Annotated in this window: 15 protein-coding genes; 12 read left to right on the forward strand and 3 right to left on the reverse strand. The window is 44.1% G+C overall.

Annotated features, from left to right (window positions below):
• The first annotated feature begins 4 nt into the window (after positions 1-4).
• Entirely contained in the window at positions 5-835 is an 831-nt protein-coding gene (locus tag FQV26_RS02385; protein ID WP_146555772.1) for a MetQ/NlpA family ABC transporter substrate-binding protein, read from the forward strand.
• A gap of 78 nt (positions 836-913) precedes the next feature.
• On the opposite strand, the gene FQV26_RS02390 is transcribed toward FQV26_RS02385, so the two are convergent.
• Complete coding sequence (locus FQV26_RS02390; RefSeq protein ID WP_146555773.1) at positions 914-1,477, reverse strand: GNAT family N-acetyltransferase; 564 nt, start codon at positions 1,475-1,477, stop codon at positions 914-916.
• Positions 1,478-1,570: 93 nt separating this feature from the next.
• Here FQV26_RS02390 and FQV26_RS02395 point away from each other — a divergent pair, with 93 nt between their 5' ends.
• The 8 genes from FQV26_RS02395 (at position 1,571) to FQV26_RS02430 (ending at position 9,970) form a co-directional block, all read left to right on the forward strand.
• On the forward strand, positions 1,571-2,506 hold the full coding sequence (locus FQV26_RS02395; RefSeq protein WP_146555774.1) for a carbohydrate kinase family protein: 936 nt from the start codon (positions 1,571-1,573) through the stop codon (positions 2,504-2,506).
• A 21-nt stretch (positions 2,507-2,527) separates the two neighbouring features.
• Complete coding sequence (locus FQV26_RS02400) at positions 2,528-2,977, forward strand: OsmC family protein (RefSeq protein WP_146555775.1); 450 nt, start codon at positions 2,528-2,530, stop codon at positions 2,975-2,977.
• A 138-nt stretch (positions 2,978-3,115) separates the two neighbouring features.
• Positions 3,116-4,690 (forward strand): ATP-binding protein, encoded by a 1,575-nt coding sequence (locus FQV26_RS02405; protein ID WP_146555776.1) that lies wholly within the window; start codon positions 3,116-3,118, stop codon positions 4,688-4,690.
• A gap of 17 nt (positions 4,691-4,707) precedes the next feature.
• Complete coding sequence (locus tag FQV26_RS02410; RefSeq protein ID WP_146555777.1) at positions 4,708-5,382, forward strand: response regulator; 675 nt, start codon at positions 4,708-4,710, stop codon at positions 5,380-5,382.
• Between the two features lie 142 nt (positions 5,383-5,524).
• Positions 5,525-6,535, forward strand: coding sequence for a tripartite tricarboxylate transporter substrate binding protein (locus tag FQV26_RS02415; protein ID WP_146555778.1), 1,011 nt, complete (start codon positions 5,525-5,527; stop codon positions 6,533-6,535).
• A gap of 68 nt (positions 6,536-6,603) precedes the next feature.
• Positions 6,604-7,062, forward strand: coding sequence for a tripartite tricarboxylate transporter TctB family protein (locus FQV26_RS02420; RefSeq protein WP_146555779.1), 459 nt, complete (start codon positions 6,604-6,606; stop codon positions 7,060-7,062).
• A gap of 14 nt (positions 7,063-7,076) precedes the next feature.
• Positions 7,077-8,576, forward strand: a complete 1,500-nt coding sequence (locus FQV26_RS02425; protein WP_146555780.1) for a tripartite tricarboxylate transporter permease — start codon at positions 7,077-7,079, stop codon at positions 8,574-8,576.
• Between the two features lie 11 nt (positions 8,577-8,587).
• Positions 8,588-9,970, forward strand: coding sequence for an SLC13 family permease (locus FQV26_RS02430; protein ID WP_146555781.1), 1,383 nt, complete (start codon positions 8,588-8,590; stop codon positions 9,968-9,970).
• 732 nt (positions 9,971-10,702) lie between these two features.
• Here the strand turns inward: FQV26_RS02430 and FQV26_RS02435 are convergent.
• Entirely contained in the window at positions 10,703-11,380 is a 678-nt protein-coding gene (locus FQV26_RS02435) for an oxidoreductase (RefSeq protein WP_146555782.1), read from the reverse strand.
• Between the two features lie 138 nt (positions 11,381-11,518).
• Between FQV26_RS02435 and FQV26_RS02440 the strand changes: the two genes are divergently transcribed.
• The 3 genes from FQV26_RS02440 to FQV26_RS02450 all read left to right on the forward strand — a co-directional run bounded on the left by FQV26_RS02440 (position 11,519) and on the right by FQV26_RS02450 (position 15,437).
• On the forward strand, positions 11,519-13,627 hold the full coding sequence (locus tag FQV26_RS02440) for a type IA DNA topoisomerase (RefSeq protein WP_146555783.1): 2,109 nt from the start codon (positions 11,519-11,521) through the stop codon (positions 13,625-13,627).
• Positions 13,628-13,741: 114 nt separating this feature from the next.
• Positions 13,742-14,962 (forward strand): MalY/PatB family protein, encoded by a 1,221-nt coding sequence (locus FQV26_RS02445; protein WP_146555784.1) that lies wholly within the window; start codon positions 13,742-13,744, stop codon positions 14,960-14,962.
• A gap of 280 nt (positions 14,963-15,242) precedes the next feature.
• A complete protein-coding gene (locus FQV26_RS02450; RefSeq protein ID WP_146555785.1) occupies positions 15,243-15,437 on the forward strand; it encodes a hypothetical protein in 195 nt (64 codons plus the stop codon).
• Positions 15,438-15,562: 125 nt separating this feature from the next.
• On the opposite strand, the gene FQV26_RS02455 is transcribed toward FQV26_RS02450, so the two are convergent.
• A complete protein-coding gene (locus FQV26_RS02455) occupies positions 15,563-16,261 on the reverse strand; it encodes a Na-translocating system protein MpsC family protein (protein ID WP_146555786.1) in 699 nt (232 codons plus the stop codon).
• Positions 16,262-16,263: the final 2 nt, after the last annotated feature.

The raw sequence follows: 16,263 nt of genomic DNA on the forward strand, positions 1-16,263 counted from the left end.
TGACATGAAAAAAATGGGATTGATTTTAGCAGCGAGCGTATTGGCTTTGGGAGCATGCGGCAGCGAAGAAGAAAATGAAACTTCTGGAACGACAGAAGAAGCGTCAAAAGAGATTAAGTTAGGAGCTACTGCAGGTCCATACAGCGATATGTTGAGCCAAGCGATTGTTCCTGGCCTGGAGGAAAAAGGCTATACGGTTGAAATTGTAGAGTTCAGTGACTACATCCAGCCGAATGTGGCACTTGATGGTGGAGATATCGATGCCAACTTGTTCCAACACACTATCTACTTGGAGAACTTTGAAAAGGAGCAAGGCATGGACCTGTCAGCATTAATCACAGTGCCAACAGCACCTATGGGCATCTATTCAAACCAATTCGACTCTTTGGAAGCTATTGAGGATGGTGCAACTATCGCGATTCCGAATGATCCGGTTAACGGAGCACGTGCTTTGTTGATGCTGGAGGATGAAGGTTTGGTTGAACTCGACCCTGAAGCGGATGTGCTGCAGGCTTCAGAACGAGACGTTGTCACGAATACGAAAAATCTGGTGTTCCAGCCGATTGAAGCAGGGCAGCTGCCGCGTGCAGTTGATGGCTCTGATTTAGCAGCTGTACCCGGTAACTTTGCATTAGCTGCGGAAATGGATCTTTTGGACGCATTGGTTCTGGAAAATATGCCCGATCAATACCGTAATGTTGTAGCGGTTACTGCTGACAATGAAGACAGCGAGTTGGCACAGGATTTAGTGGAAGTTGTAGAGTCAGATGAATTTGAAGCGGTAATCGACGAAGAATTTGAAGGTTTCGGCAAACCGGAATGGATGGCTGAATAAATTTTTCGAGCAGAAAGCCGCCCCAGAAAAACTCTGGGGCGGCTTTTATTTGTTCCAAAAAAGTTGATAAACGCTGTTTCAAGAAATGACTTTGACCATATGATGGAAAGGTTCGCCGATAATGGTCCAAGGCTCGGAAATGGAAAAGCCGAGGCGTTTGTAGAGACGGATGGCTCCATCTTTATCGATGTCAACGTTCAGTGAAAGTTTGCTGCCCCCTTGAGAAGCCGCCAGCTCTTCCGCAAATGCGAATAGTTTCGAACCGATCCCTTGTCCCTGAAAGGCCGGATCAACGGAAACGGTGTCGATATACCATTCATCGATATGAGCTTCCGGTTCAATGCTCCGCTCATGTCCCTCTTTTTTTAGCTCTTCAATCAAATAGCGGTCAAGGGCTTCGGCTTGATTGCCGTGATAGAGCACTAGAACTCCGGCGATGTCACCGCCCACTATAGCTGTATACGTATAACGGTGGCTATGGCGAGTATGTTCACCGCAAATCATAGCCTTTACTTTTTCCAGTACAGCTTCCGGTTCTGTCTGCGCCGTCATATGGTTAGCGATTTCACCGATTGCATGAATAATGAGCGGTGCTGCTTTTTCTGCGTCTTCAGGTCTCGCTTGTCTGATGATGATATTCATCGCGATCTACTCCTTTTGCTTGCATTAAGTCTGCTTTGACTGAAATAATAGTATATCAATGAAAAAGCCCTTTAACACGAAGGAGGCCAAAGCATGGAAAATACAAAACACGTCCTGACCTATGGAGACGCGTTTGTGGATTATATAGCAGCAAATACAACAAATGATCTCTTCAACCGCCACTTAGGAGGCGCTACGGTCAATGTGGCCGCAGGCGTCAGCCGTCTTGGTCTGCCATCAGGTTTTATCACAATTACTGGAGATGATGAGACTTCCACTTTTGTGCGCGAGGAATTGCTGAAGGAAGGTGTCGACTTGACGCATGCCGTTATGGTGCCGGAAAAACGGGTAAGCGGAGTTTATATTCATTTGACTCCCGATTTCGACCGCATATTTGCAGACTATGTGAATGAGACACCCGATCTTCAAGTAAAAGGCCACGAACTGAAAGCGGCATCTTTTGAGCAAGCCAGTATTTTTCATTTCTGTTCGGGTACTCTTTTCCATCCAGAGGCGAGAGAGACAACACGAAGAGCATTGGAACTGTCAAAAGAACATGGCGTCCTTTGTTCATACGATGTCAATATACGACCACTGCGCTGGGAAAGTGAGGAACTTTGCCGTAATACCGTACTCGATTTTTTACCGTCTGTGGATTTCGTTAAATTGACCACAGCAGAACTTGCCTTTTTAATGGAGACAGAATCGCTTGAAGAAGGAATCGTCCGATTTTCCCGGTTCCACATTCCACTGGTGTTTGTGACGGATGGGGAAAATGGCACTCATGCTGTTTATCAGAATCAAACTCATCATGTGCCGGTCATTCCTGTACAGCCCGTGGATACTACAGGAGCGGGTGATGCCTTTATGGCAGGCGTCATCCGCCATATTTACTTGAAAGGCTTACCTGAAAATCAGCGTGATGTCCTTGAATGTGCAGCTTTCGGAAATAAACTGGGAGCACTTTGTGCAACCAAAGCCGGTGCTTTGACGGCAATGCCACGGCTTGATGATATGATAAAAAAATAAAAATAAAAGGAGTGTGCATATATGGCTTTGCACAGTTTTCATTTAAAGGCGGATTGGCCAGGCCTCCGCAATGATGTTGGGAATATCGAGGTTGGCAATTTAAAAACACGCATTTCGATTCCACCGGAAATGGATGGACCGGGAATCGGTACAAATCCGGATGAAATGCTGCTGGGTGCCGCGGCTACTTGCTATATCATTACGCTTGCCGCCATGATGGAACGCAGTAAGTTGGAAAAGCAGTCCCTGACCATGAAGTCGGAAGGGATCGTTGAAGTGGAAAAAGGCGTGATCACCTACAAACGCATTATCCATAAACCACAAGTGGTCTTAAAAGCCGATGCTTCCGATAAGGATTTGGCGCTGGCTCAAAAACTTGCGGAAAAAGCTGAAAGCTCTTGCATGATCACCCGCGCTATCCAAGGCAATGTAGAAATTGAATTGCAGGCTGATATTCGAAAAGGAAACTAAAATTCTTGAACCGCCTTCGTCCAGTTGTTACGGGATGGAGGTTTTTTAATGGGCTGCTTTAAAAATAGACATTTTCTTTGCCTGAAATGTGATAGACTACAAATATTAAAAATTCAGTATTTTTTAGGGGTATTTACTATGCGGAATTTATCGCTTCAAGCAAAAATTATACTACTGAGTATGTCATTGATCTTATTCGTCACCATTGTTTTTGGAGGAATTGTCATTTATAACGAAGTTGGCGACACCAAAGAAAATGTTGGAACGCGTGCGTTGGAAACGGCAATCGGCATTTCGGTAATGCCAAGTGTTGTTGAGGCAATGGATGATGAAAATCCGGAAGATACCATTCAGCCTTTAGCTGAATATATGAGAAAACAAGTAGGTGCGGAATTTATCGTTGTTGGCAATAGGGAAGGCAGGCGCTATTCTCATCCTAACCCATCCCAAATTGGCAAAACAATGGTAGGGGGCGACAATGATCGCGCATTGGCGAATGCTGAATTCTATACCTCTGAGGCCCAGGGGTCACTGGGACCGAGCTTACGGGGGAAAGCTCCGATTTTTGATGGCGATGGAAATGTGGTCGGGTTAGTTTCGGTTGGCTATTTGATGGAAGACATTCAACAGATTATTATCGGGAAAATTCTAGAGCTGCTGCAATTTGTCTTGCTGGCTTTAGTAATTGGGGTTATCGGCAGCATCCTGCTGGCGAAGAATATCAGGAAAGAAACCATGGGACTCGAACCGCGCGAAATAGCGGCGATGTACCGCGACCGTGAGGCCTTGCTTTCTTCAATTGTCGAAGGGGTTATCGCTATTGATAATCAAGGGAAAGTCACGGAAATCAACCATTCGGCAGAAAGAATGCTTGGACTGACGCAAGCATCCATCAATGTTGATATCACTGAAGTCATTCCCCAGTCTAAAATGAAAGAAGCGCTGCAATCTGAAAGAACAGTCCGCAATGAAGAAATGCTGATTGGCAATAAAGTGCTCATCATCAATCGGACGCAGATCCTGCATGATGGCGAAGTTGTTGGTGTGGTTTCCACTTTCCGTGAAAAAACAGATATTCAGGAAGTACTGGAAACTTTATCTGAGATTCAGCAATATTCAGAAGGGCTGCGCGCCCAAACACATGAATATTCCAATAAACTATATGCGATCTCAGGTTTGCTGCAGCTCGGACAAAAAGAGGAAGCCATCAATTTGATTCAACAGGAGACCAAAACCCATCAGAACCAAACAAAACATATGCTAGACCACATTCAGGATAAAAAAGTGCAGGCAATTCTGCTTGGGAAAATGGGGAAGGCATCCGAAAACAAAGTCAAGCTGACCATTGATGAAAATAGTTCACTGGAAGCTCTCCCAGAACATTTTGATATTGCTAAGCTGATTCACATTTTAGGAAACCTGATAGATAACGCAATTGAAGAAGTTGCTCAGCAGCCCAACAAAGAAGTTTCTTTTTTCGTCACCGATCTGGGGCATGATTTGGTGATAGAAGTGGAAGACACAGGCCGCGGTATACAAACTGAGCATATGGAAGATTTATTTAATCGTGGTTTTTCAACAAAACTTGGGAAAAAAGACAGAGGATATGGATTGGCAATCGTTAAGCAAGCTGTCGAGGAGTTGAAAGGGACAATTGAAGTGGACTCTGAATTAATGAGAGGTACAGTCTTCACAGTCTTTTTGCCAAAGTAGGAAGTGAGGAGAAATAAATGATACAAGTATATATTGCTGAAGATGATTTTCGTGTGGCCAATATTCATGAACAATTTTTGCGGCAAATTGCCGAAGTGAATTTACTCGGAAAAGCAGGGAACTGCAAAGAAACTTTACAGGCGGTCCAAAAGCATGAAATCGATTTGGTTATTTTGGACAACTATATGCCGGACGGTTTAGGCATTGAATTGATTGACGACATTCGGGTCTTGAGTCCCCACACCGACATCATTCTTGTATCAGCTGAAAATGATAAGGCGTATATCGAAGCCGCCATCCGTAAAGGTGTAAAAGGCATCATCATTAAGCCAGCCACCTTGGAAAGATTCGTCTCCACAATTGTTAAATACATTGAAAACAAAAAGACGCTTCAAAATACCCGTGACATTGATCAGCATTTTCTGGATGATTTTTTTGGGATAGAACCTATTCAAAAACCGGCCGTTGGTGCGAAGGGAATCGATCCGCTGACCTTACAAAAGGTAAGGGAGGTTCTAGCGGGACATAGCTCGGGCATCACCGCTGAGAAAATGGGAGAGCAGATGGGCGCTTCGCGAACCACAGCCCGCCGGTATCTGGAACACCTTGTAGCCATCGATGAATGTTTTGCTGAATTGGCCTATGGAATTGTCGGACGGCCAGAGCGGCATTATTATATCAAAAAAGACTGATTCCAGAAATCAGTCTTTTTTTGCGTGAACTTTATGAACATAATGTATTCTAAACTCTTTATAAAACTTATTTTGAAAACGGTTACATTCTGAAAATTCGCAGTTATACTCAGAATAATTAAAAACACGAGGAGGAAGATTAATGAAAAAGACTATATTCACAAGCATTTTAGCGGCTAGCGCTTTATTATTTGCTGGATGCAACTCAGAAGGATCCACTAGCGGAGGAACAAGCGAAGATGGAACTTTCGAGCCTTCGCAAAATATCGAAATGGTGGCACCCGCTGGAGCTGGCGGGGGTTGGGATACAACTGCCCGTGAAGTGGCCAGAGTTTTTGGGGAAACAGACATCATTGAAGAGAACATGACTGTAGTCAATAAAGAAGGCGGCGGCGGAGCAATCGCCTGGGCTTACATTCACGGAAAAGACGACAGTCCCTATAACTTATTCGTGGCTTCTCCACCATTGATGTTCGTTCCGTTGAACGGGCAATCAGAGCATGGACATGAGGACTTTACACCGTTAGCTAATATGATTGCGGATTACGGCGCGTTTGCGGTGAGTGCAGACAGCGAATGGGAAGACTTGAATGACTTATTCGATCAGATGAAAGCAGATCCTGAAAGTGTGACGGTTGTTGGGACATCGGCTCCAGGAAGTATGGATCACATGCAATTTGTCCGGATTGCAAAAGCGGCAGGAGTTGATCCGACAAAGATCAAATATGTCTCTGATCAAGATGGCGGCGCTTTGACTTCAGTTTTGAATGGATCAGTCGATGTATTTTCTACAGGTGTAGGTGAAGTGGTTGAACAAGTTCGTGCCGGCAACATTAAAGTTCTTGGCATAACAGCTGAAGAACGAATGGAAGGCGAAGTTCTTTCAGACTTCCCGACAGCGATTGAACAAGGGATTGATGAAAGCTTTATCAACTGGCGCGGGTTCTTTGGACCGCCAAATATGGATCAGGCAGCTGTGGACTATTACGAAGCGAAGTTCAAAGAATTGAGTGAATCTGAAGAATTTGCTGAGGTGCGGGAAAAATACGGTTGGAACGAAATGTACTTAAATTCGGCAGAATATGAGGAATTCCTGAATACAGAATATGAAGAAATTGAAGTGTTACTGGAAGAAATCGGTTTAGGCAATTAAAAATAAAAGTGGAAACCGAATAGGCATTATTCGGTTTCTCTCTTTTCAGTTTAAAGGAGGCGTTTCATTTGCTGTCAACGATTAACCAAAGAATTGGTCTCATCTTATTTATTATCGCAGCCATTTACTTGTACCTAAGCTTTCAGTTGCCAAACTACCCGTATGCCCCAATAGATGCAGATGTCATTCCGAAAGGCTTGGGTGTCCTGATGCTTATTCTTTCTGCTGCACTCTTTTTTTCTAAAGTCATTGAGACGGAAGCAGAAAAAGCAAAACGCAACATCCCTAAAAAAGAATTATTGGTGTTGTTGGCTGTCTTTGCTATGATTTTTCTCTACATTCTCTTATTTGAAGCAATTGGATTCATCATCATGACAGCTGTTTTTATTTTTTTCAGTTCATGGTTTTTAGGATATACCAAATGGAAAACAAATATAATCGTTTCAATTTTATTTCCTTTGGGCATGTACGCGATATTCGTTTTTGCGTTAGGAATCTCGCTGCCTAAAGGCATTTTACCAATATAGGGGGTGTAGATCTTATGAGTGCTTTTGATGGAATGATAACAGGCTTTCAAGTTGCTTTAAGCTGGGAAGGCATCTTATTTGTTTTAATCGGTGTAATTGTAGGAACGCTGATCGGGATGATGCCAGGTCTAGGGCCTATCAGTGCCATCGCAATAATGATTCCCATTACATATGGAATGGATCCGGCACCGGCGTTGGTAATGATGGCGGGTGTATATTATGGAGCCGTATTCGGCGGTTCAACCTCTTCAATTCTATTGAATGCCCCGGGGATATCGGGAACTGTTGCGACTGCCTTTGACGGTTATCCTATGGCGCAGCAAGGCAAGGCCGGCAAAGCGCTGGCAATTGCTGCAATTGCGTCCTTCTTCGGTGGAACAGTATCAGTCATTATGCTGATGTTGCTGGCACCGGCATTATCCAGTGTGGCAATTTCCTTTGGGCCGCCTGCTTATTTCGCTTTAATGCTGATGGGCTTAACAGCCATCTCCAGTTTATCTGAAGGTTCTACTATAAAAGCAATGATTTCGGCAGTAGCTGGAGTGATGGTGGTTACGATAGGGATTGATCCGCAAACCGGTACACAGCGATTTACTTTCGGAAATATAAACTTATTGGATGGCTTCGACTTTTTAATTATTGCGCTTGGTCTATTCGCGCTGGCAGAAGTGTGCATGCTGGTCCTTAATCGAAAAAACCGCAGTTTGAGTGATGACCAAAAGCTGGGAAGCTTAAAAGTGACCCGTGCGGACTTGAAAGAAATGAGCGGTCCGATGACGCGCCAGTCTTTTGTTGGATTCATCCTTGGCGTATTGCCGGGTGCCGGCGCTACTATCGCTTCATTCATTAGTTATATTTTTGAAAAACGGATTTCAAAAAATCCGGAAGAGTTCGGAAAAGGCTCCATCAAAGGATTGGCTGCTCCCGAAAGTTCGAACAATGCAGCAACAAGTGGTGCATTCGTGCCATTACTGAGTCTCGGTATTCCAGGTTCAGGAACCACTGCAGTCATGTTAGGAGCTTTTCTGGTGTTGGGCGTCCAGCCGGGTCCGTTGCTGATGAGCGACCGTCCTGAAATTTTTTGGGGAATCATTGCAAGTATGTATTTAGGAAACATCTTTCTATTGGTTCTGAACTTGCCTTTGATCCCTTACTTAGCGAAAATCTTGAGCATTCCACGGCCTTTATTGATTTCGCTGGTCATCATGTTCAGCTTGATCGGTGTCTACTCAATCAGCTTTAATGTGTTTGATCTTTATATGCTGCTTGTTTTCGGAGCCTTAGGATTTGCCATGCGCGTCTTTTCTTTTCCGGCTCCTCCGTTCATCTTGGCATTCATCCTGGGTGGCATGATGGAGCAGGCGTTCAGACAGTCTATGACGATTTCAAATGGAAACTTAGCCATTTTTGTCAACAGCCCGTTGCCATTGTCGTTGATTCTTATTGCATTCTTGTCGCTTGTCATTCCAGGTCTTCTAAAATGGAGAAGCCGCCGCAAACTGGCTAAAATGTAAGGGGTGGCGATATGAGCTCTTCAGAACTTCGGCCTTGGCTCCTGCTTTCTCTATTGGGTTTGGCCGCTTCCTGCTTCTACTATACAGATGTGGGAGATGCCTATTCAGTCCAACAGCAATTAACGCTTCTTCTGCTGGTGATTGCCATCTATTTCTGGACGCTCAGTCCCTTGCCTTTTGCGGCATCAAGTCTGGTATTGATTGGCTTGATGCTGCTGTTTGGAGTAGTTGATCAGCCTGAAGAAGCTTTTGTAGGTTTCCTTTCAAATGCACTTTATTTTATTTTGGTGCTGTCCCTGATTTCAACGGCTTTAGTGAAGGCAGGAGTGGACCGGGTATTTGCCCATATCATTTTAAAGTTTAGCAAAGGTGGAGTCCGGGCAATATTGCTCGGTTTGCCTTTGCTAATTGCATTTATGCCCGTGCTTCTGCCATCGGCGGTCGCGCGATTTCGTATACTCGAGCCAATTATCGAACAGGTCAATGGCCGGTTCGGCTTTGGGCAGGAAAGTCTTTTTCGTAAATACTGTATGTATGTGATTGGAATGCTCAATCAAAATTCGACGATGATTGTGTTTACAGGAGGAGGATTTCCGATTCTGGCTGCGCAATTGATGAAGGATTTTGGAGGCATCCAGATTTCTTGGCTTGGCTGGTTTTTAAGAATTGCGCCGCCTTTATGGCTGGCCATGCTGATTATCAGTTTTGGGGTGTGGTTTTACTTCAAACGAAATAGCGATCCAATAATTTCTGTTCAGTCTCAAAATTTTCAAACAGAAGATAGAAAACTTCCGCCTCGTTTTTGGTGGATATTGCTTCCTTTTATCCTCATGATCGTCAGTTGGATTGTGCTGGATCACGAGCAGGTTCCATTGATCTTGGCCCCACTTCTATTGGTAGGCTATTATGCTATGCCGGTCAACGGGCTTATCACAAACGAAACGGTAAAATCGTATGATTGGGAAACCTTTCTGTTGCTGGGCTCTTCATTTTCACTCGGTTATGTGATTGAAGAGACGGGTACGGCCTTAGTTTTGGCTGAGCAATTGATGAGTTTATTGCCAAGCGGAGTTGGGGATTTCGGAAACATTCTCTATATAGCTTGTTTCATTTTTGCCTTGCGGTTCCTGTTTGTCGTCCCTTCAACTTCAATGATCATCATTTTTCCGATCATCATGAACTATGCAGAAATTTTGGATTTGTCTGTTATGGCTTCTGCATTTTTGGTTATTATGATCATTGGCGGGGTCACTGTTTTGCCGATTCATTCACCTACCACGTTTTTGGCTTTTCAAAAACATGCATTTTCCTTAAGAGAGCAGCTTATGGTCGGATGTTACTCGAGTTTTGTCATTACGGTCATTGCGATTACTTGGGCAATGCTCGTTTGGTAACGCCACTGAGTATCAATGGATTTGAAGAGATCTTACAGACATAAAATCTATACCGATATCCTTTAATGGGAAAAGAGAGGACGCCTTTTATAAGGCGTCCTCTCTCAGACTGTAGACAAAGTCAAATTAAAATGAATAGGATGTATAATCCAACCGGGCTGGCCACTTCGCTTTCCGTGGGCTCAGCTTCAGCCTCCTCGTCACTGGAAAAACCCATGCTCCTGCATCGCTGCGCTAGCTTCGTCGCAAAGGCTTGTCCTTGCAAGCTTCGGCCAATGCCTTTCCTGTGGGGTCTTCAGCTTTCGTCGCTGCGCTGCTTCCAACAGGAGTCTTCGTGGCCAGCCCGGTCGGGATCGTATGGTTTCAATCAAAGGCAGAAGCCTGTTAGTCAGCTCAGGATAAATAAAGCCTGAGTAAGACTGTTAAAAAACCTTTCACTCGAGGATCCGAAGCGCAAGGCGGCGAAGGGCAGAGATATGCTCCTGCATCGCTGCGCTGCTTCGTCGCAAACGAGTCAGGCACAGCCCGACTCGCTTCCTGCGGGAAAGCGAAGTGCCGAAATCCACTCGGACGTAAGGCCGAGTTAGTTCGGCGCGAGCCCGCGGAACGCGTCCGCCTGGAGCGCAGGATCCGGTGCAAGTAAAATGAAATAAAGTTTCATTCGTTTAGTGACATATATATTCTTTTGTCTACAAGCTCAGAGAGGACGCCTTTTATAAGGCGTCCTCTCTTTTATTTGTCAGCACTTTGTCCGCATATGGTTTCGATTCGGTCTGATGGATAGGTGTAGTTTCCAGTTCGCTCAATTTGGGCTACTTCATACATAACCAGTGCGACATCCCGTGCTTCAACCGGTTTGTATTTTTTCATTTTTCCTTTCAGCAATTTGCTTATGGCTGGACTAAGGACGGTAGCGGCTTTTTCTCCTAAGCGGAATTCCTGACGCTCACCAAGCAACAGGGAAGGCTGGAAAATATGCAGTGCCGTGAGGCCGATCTTCTTCAGGCGTACCTGCAGCTGTCCTTTGGTTCGGCTGTAAAAGACTTTGGAATCAGCATCTGCCCCCAGTGCCGTAATGATTAAAAAGTTTTTCACTTGCTGTGATTTTGCTAATTCGGCCATTTTAAGTGGATATTCATAATCGACTTTTTTAAATGCATCTTGTGAACCGGCTTTTTTAATGGTAGTACCCAAGCAGCAATAGACATCATCAACATCAAAATAGTTGGCGTACTGGTCCAGTTTGTCAAAATCAGTCACTACCTGTTCAAGCTTTTCGTGTGCCATTTCCAATGGACGGCGAACCAGAATTTTCACTTGGTTATAATTGGGGCTGTCTAAAAGGATATGGAGCAATTCATTGCCAACCAGTCCACTTGCACCTGCCAGTAAAGCAATTTTGTTATTCATTGTGAACGACTCCTTTTGCTGTGTCTTCTGTCTGTTAAAATCTACTATACCGCAAAATGCAGGGAATTGTCTTTTTGCTTTGATTCTTTGACTGAAGAGGTACAATAAGAGTAACAACGAAGGGAAAGGAAGAAGCGCATGAAACCAGTGATAGTCGCTGAAAAACCAAGCCAGGCCAAGGCCTATGCTGAAGCGTTCAAAACAACGAAACGCGACGGCTACATTGAAGTCGCGCCTGATGCGATTTTTCCGGAAGGAGCTTATATCACCTGGGGCATCGGACATCTTGTGGAGTTAAAAGAACCGAAGGCCTATGATCCAAAATGGGGCAAGTGGTCACTGGCTGCTTTGCCGATCCTGCCGGATACCTATCAGTTCCAAGTGGCACGGGGCAAAGCGCAGCAATTCGGCATTATCAAGAAATTGATTTTTCAAACCGATACGGTCATCAATGCCTGTGATGTTGACCGGGAAGGGTCCAATATATTTTATAGCATCTATTACCAGACAGGAGCTAAGGGCAAAAAGATTCAGCGTTTGTGGATCAATTCGCTCGAAGCTGACGAAGTAAGAAAAGGTTTTCAGGAACTGCGTGACAATCGACAGGATTTGCTGTTGTACCAGGAAGCAAAAGCACGCCAGATCAGTGATTGGCTCGTCGGGATGAATGGTTCCCGACTGTATTCGCTATTGCTTCAGGAAAAAGGGATACGCGAAGTATTTGCCATTGGACGTGTCCAAACGCCGACCGTCTTTCTGATTTATCAGCGGGAAAAGGAAATAGAAGCGTTTGTTCCAGAGCCTTTTTATGAAATTGAAGGCATCTTTGATGCTGAAAAAGGGCGCTATAAAGGAAAAGCGAAGCTTCGGGCAAAAGAACGAAAAGAAGCGGAGGAGCTCTTGGCCAAACACGCCATTTCTGCCAAGGAAGAAGGCGTCGTAGCTCAAGTAAAAACCACAGAAAAGCGTACACCTCCGCCCCAGCTGCATTCCTTGTCGACTTTGCAGGCGGCAGCCAACCGGAAGTGGAAATACAGTCCTGCTAAAGTGCTGTCTGTTATGCAAGGTCTCTACGAAAAGAAACTGGTCAGCTATCCGAGAACTGATACTCAGCACATTACACCGGGCGAATTCAGCTATTTGGCGGGACAGGTTGAGAAATACCAGCAGCTAATTGATGCGCCATTTCCGATTGCTTCCAAATCGCCGAAAAAACGCTTTGTGGATAGCTCCAAGGTGCAGGAGCATTATGCTATCATCCCGACTAAAACCATACCAACAGCAAGAAAACTGGAAGGATTGGCAAGAGACGAGCGCAATTTATACGAAGAAGTACTGCGGACAACATTAGCGATGTTTCATAAGGATTACCGGTACGCCGAAACAAAAGTGACCACGGATGTTAAAGGGCTATCGTTTTTTACAACAGGCAAAACAGAACTTGAAAAAGGCTGGAGAGAGCTGTTTCCTCCCGCCAAAGAAACGAAGCAGGAACCATCCTTGCCCGAACTGCGTGAACAAGAACGGGTAAAAAGTAAAATTGATATAAAAGAAAGCATGACGACACCGCCTAAACCTTATACTGAAGGCCAGTTGATTGCGATGATGAAGACCTGTGGAAAATTTGTCGAAGACGTGGAAGATACTGAAATCCTGAAAGAAATTGAAGGTCTCGGGACGGAAGCGACGAGAAGCGGCATCATCGAAACAATCAAACGCCATGAATATATTTCTGTCACTAAAAACATTGTCTCGATTACAGAAAAAGGCCGCATTCTGTGTCAGTCCATCGAAGGAAATCTGTTATCGAGCCCCTCGATGACTGCAAAATGGGAAACTTATTTGAAGAAGATAGGCAAAGGCGAAGGTTCAGCAGAAGTGTTTCTGGCGACCATCGGAAAGTTCATTCAGAAGCTGCTTGACGAGGTACCGGGGCAAATGCAGAAAAATGGATTGCCGGCAAAAATGGCGACGCCAGACGCCAAGGACGAAATCGCACTTTGCCCCCGTTGCAAAACGGGCATGATCGTATCGCGTAGAGGCTCTTATAACTGCACCGAACATGCCAATGGCTGCAAACAATCCTTTCCCGCTACTTTCCTGAAAAAAAGGCTGACGGCTAAGCAAATCGAATATTTATGCACAAGAGGAAAAACACCAGTCATCAAAGGTTTTGTTTCAAAAAACGGCAAGAAATTCAACGCGAAATTAGTGTTGGAAGATGGAAAGTTGAAAATGGAGTTTTAACTTTATACAGGAAGACTTGCATCCAGAAGCTTGATTGATTGCAATGGCTCAACTCTTTCTTTAATAATAAAAACAGAAAGCAAGGCATAACATTTACAGGAGAGGGAGTTTCGTATGAAATATAATTTTGATGAAATTGTAAACAGAAGAGGCACATACTCCATGAAATGGGATGGGGGAGAATTGATTAAGCAGTTTGGGCTAACGGAGAGATATGATGACGAAACCATTCCGTTATTTACCGCTGACATGGATTTGCCGGTTCCACAGCCTCTAGTGGAAGCTTTGCACAGAACCGTAGATCATCGGATTTATGGATATTCAGTTTTTCCGGATGAATATTTTGAGGCCATCCAGTCATGGCTACAGAAACGGCATGGCTGGAAAGTGGAAAAAGAACAGATTGTCTACAGCCCGGGAACAGTTCACGCATTAAACATTGCCGTTAAAGCATTCACAAATTTAGAAGATGGTGTGATGATTCAACGGCCTGTATACCCACCGTTCACTTCAGTCATTGAAGGAAATGGACGGAAAGTGGTGAATAATGCGTTGAAAGTAGATGAGGAAGGCTATTACTCAATCGATTTTGAGGATTTTGAAGCCAAAGCGAAGAGTGACGATACGACAATGTTTATTCTATGCAATCCCCATAACCCCACAGGAAGAATCTTCAACGAAGAAGAGTTAAAAAAGATGGCTGCTATTTGCCACGAAAACAATGTATTGGTTATAGCGGATGAAATTCATGGAGATCTGCTTCGCCGCGGAAATCAATTTATCCCGATGGCTAAAGCAGCAGAACAAACGGATCACATCATTACCTGCACAGCAATTAACAAAACCTTTAACGTTGCTGGATTGCATTGCACCAATGTCATCATCACCGATGAGAAGCTGCGGACAAAATTCGCAACTGAGATGGGTATGCAATTGGCTTCTCCATTTGCGATTGCCGCACTGATTGCTGTTTACAATGAAGGAGAAGACTGGCTGGAGCAGTTGACGGATTATATCGATGGAACCATGACATACATTAAAGAGTTTCTAGCTGAAAATATGCCGGAAGTAAAGGTTTCGATTCCGGAAGGGACGTATATCATGTGGCTGGATTTCAGCGGCTACGGTATTTCAGCTAAGGAAATCCATGACCGCATTTACAATAAAGCCAATGTCCTGCTCGAAGACGGCAGTATGTTCGGCGAAGAAGGAGAGTTTTATCAGCGGATCTGTACGCCTTCTCCACGCCCGCTCATTCAGGAAGCCTTAGAAAGAATAGCCAAAGAGTTCGAAGATATTTCCTCAAGAAAACTGGTAGAAAAAGCGGATAATTAATAAAAGGGCCGAATTTAAGGGCAATCCCTATTCCTGTTCCCTTTACCTAAGCCGTAGAATTTAGTACAATAAAAGAACTTGGAAAACAATAGCGTTTCCGACTTGGTATAAAATTTATTTAATGACTCCGGCTGATAACCATCGCCTTTCCACTCAATTTTATATCTTGGTTAAATATTTCAGACAATAGAGCTGACATAAAAGCCGAAAAGAATGCCTTTAAATAGAGGCAGTTCTTTTCGGCTTTTCTTATTTCTGAAAAAGAAAGGAAGCGATTTTTATGCATTACTTTGTAGATCACAAGAAAAAAAGAATTCATCAACGTCAATTTGCGGGAGACCGGTGCGGATTTGTAGAAACACCTGTGGAAAAAAGAGAGTTTACTGATAGAGCTGAATACATTGAGCAATTGGAGGAACGGGATTCGTATGAGTTCTGTCCGCATTGCCAAACAGCTCAGATGATTAGCAGTTAAAAAAGAACGTTCACATTAAGTACAAGCAGTTGCAGAAATTGGTTAAATACAAAAACCGTAAACAACTCGAGTTAGCTCACTCGACATTGTCTACGGTTACTCATACCAGCTAATAGCTGGTTTTTTTATTGTTTGGCAGTTTCTAAAAGCAATACAATATAGCCCTTATCGGTAATGAAATTCCAATCGAGAAAAACTTCCAAAATCGGTTGCTTCATAATAGCTTCAATGCGGGTCTGCAATACTAATCTTCTTTCCAAAGGGCGCTTGACCAATTTCAATTCTTCAACAAATCCGCCTCGAATCAATTCTTTTTCAATTTCCACAAAAATACCTGACCGTTCGATTAACAGCGTACGGTTGTTCAACCAGTACAACTCAGTAGATTCGGGAGTTTTCTGAGCTTTCCGACTGGCTTCCTCCACTTCTTCGCGAATGCTTTCCACGTGGATATCAGAATCCCACTCAATATCTGCCGCGGAGGACTTATCTGCCATGACCGCTAAAATCATACCGGTTTGATCATCTAAATTCCAATCTGCATAGACATCCTCGATCTCAAGCTTTCCGATTTTCCATAAATCCAATTTAATATCTGCAGCCAATTGATTCATCAATAGGTCCCGTGTCTCCAAAACTCTCCTATGTTCTTGCTGCTTCAGCAGGATTTTTTCAGTGGGTGCCAAGAATCCGCGAAGATGGATGGAGATGAATGGAGGCTTGACTGTTACAAAAACGGATGTAGGGCCTTTTCCGAAATGATCACGCAATAAGGTGGAAATATAGCTGCCAACTTCATTGTGTATTGTTTTTTCATTTGACATGA

The sequence above is a fragment of the Planococcus sp. CPCC 101016 genome (assembly GCF_007859295.1).
Taxonomy (GTDB): domain Bacteria; phylum Bacillota; class Bacilli; order Bacillales_A; family Planococcaceae; genus Planococcus.

Bases quoted from the DNA above. Each gene is read 5' to 3' on its own strand.
- FQV26_RS02385 (WP_146555772.1), top strand. From the start codon at position 5: ATGAAAAAAATGGGATTGATTTTAGCAGCGAGCGTATTGGCTTTGGGA.
- FQV26_RS02390 (WP_146555773.1), bottom strand. From the start codon at position 1,477: ATGAATATCATCATCAGACAAGCGAGACCTGAAGACGCAGAAAAAGCA.
- FQV26_RS02395 (WP_146555774.1), top strand. From the start codon at position 1,571: ATGGAAAATACAAAACACGTCCTGACCTATGGAGACGCGTTTGTGGAT.
- FQV26_RS02400 (WP_146555775.1), top strand. From the start codon at position 2,528: ATGGCTTTGCACAGTTTTCATTTAAAGGCGGATTGGCCAGGCCTCCGC.
- FQV26_RS02405 (WP_146555776.1), top strand. From the start codon at position 3,116: ATGCGGAATTTATCGCTTCAAGCAAAAATTATACTACTGAGTATGTCA.
- FQV26_RS02410 (WP_146555777.1), top strand. From the start codon at position 4,708: ATGATACAAGTATATATTGCTGAAGATGATTTTCGTGTGGCCAATATT.
- FQV26_RS02415 (WP_146555778.1), top strand. From the start codon at position 5,525: ATGAAAAAGACTATATTCACAAGCATTTTAGCGGCTAGCGCTTTATTA.
- FQV26_RS02425 (WP_146555780.1), top strand. From the start codon at position 7,077: ATGAGTGCTTTTGATGGAATGATAACAGGCTTTCAAGTTGCTTTAAGC.
- FQV26_RS02430 (WP_146555781.1), top strand. From the start codon at position 8,588: ATGAGCTCTTCAGAACTTCGGCCTTGGCTCCTGCTTTCTCTATTGGGT.
- FQV26_RS02435 (WP_146555782.1), bottom strand. From the start codon at position 11,380: ATGAATAACAAAATTGCTTTACTGGCAGGTGCAAGTGGACTGGTTGGC.
- FQV26_RS02440 (WP_146555783.1), top strand. From the start codon at position 11,519: ATGAAACCAGTGATAGTCGCTGAAAAACCAAGCCAGGCCAAGGCCTAT.
- FQV26_RS02445 (WP_146555784.1), top strand. From the start codon at position 13,742: ATGAAATATAATTTTGATGAAATTGTAAACAGAAGAGGCACATACTCC.
- FQV26_RS02450 (WP_146555785.1), top strand. From the start codon at position 15,243: ATGCATTACTTTGTAGATCACAAGAAAAAAAGAATTCATCAACGTCAA.
- FQV26_RS02455 (WP_146555786.1), bottom strand. From the start codon at position 16,261: ATGTCAAATGAAAAAACAATACACAATGAAGTTGGCAGCTATATTTCC.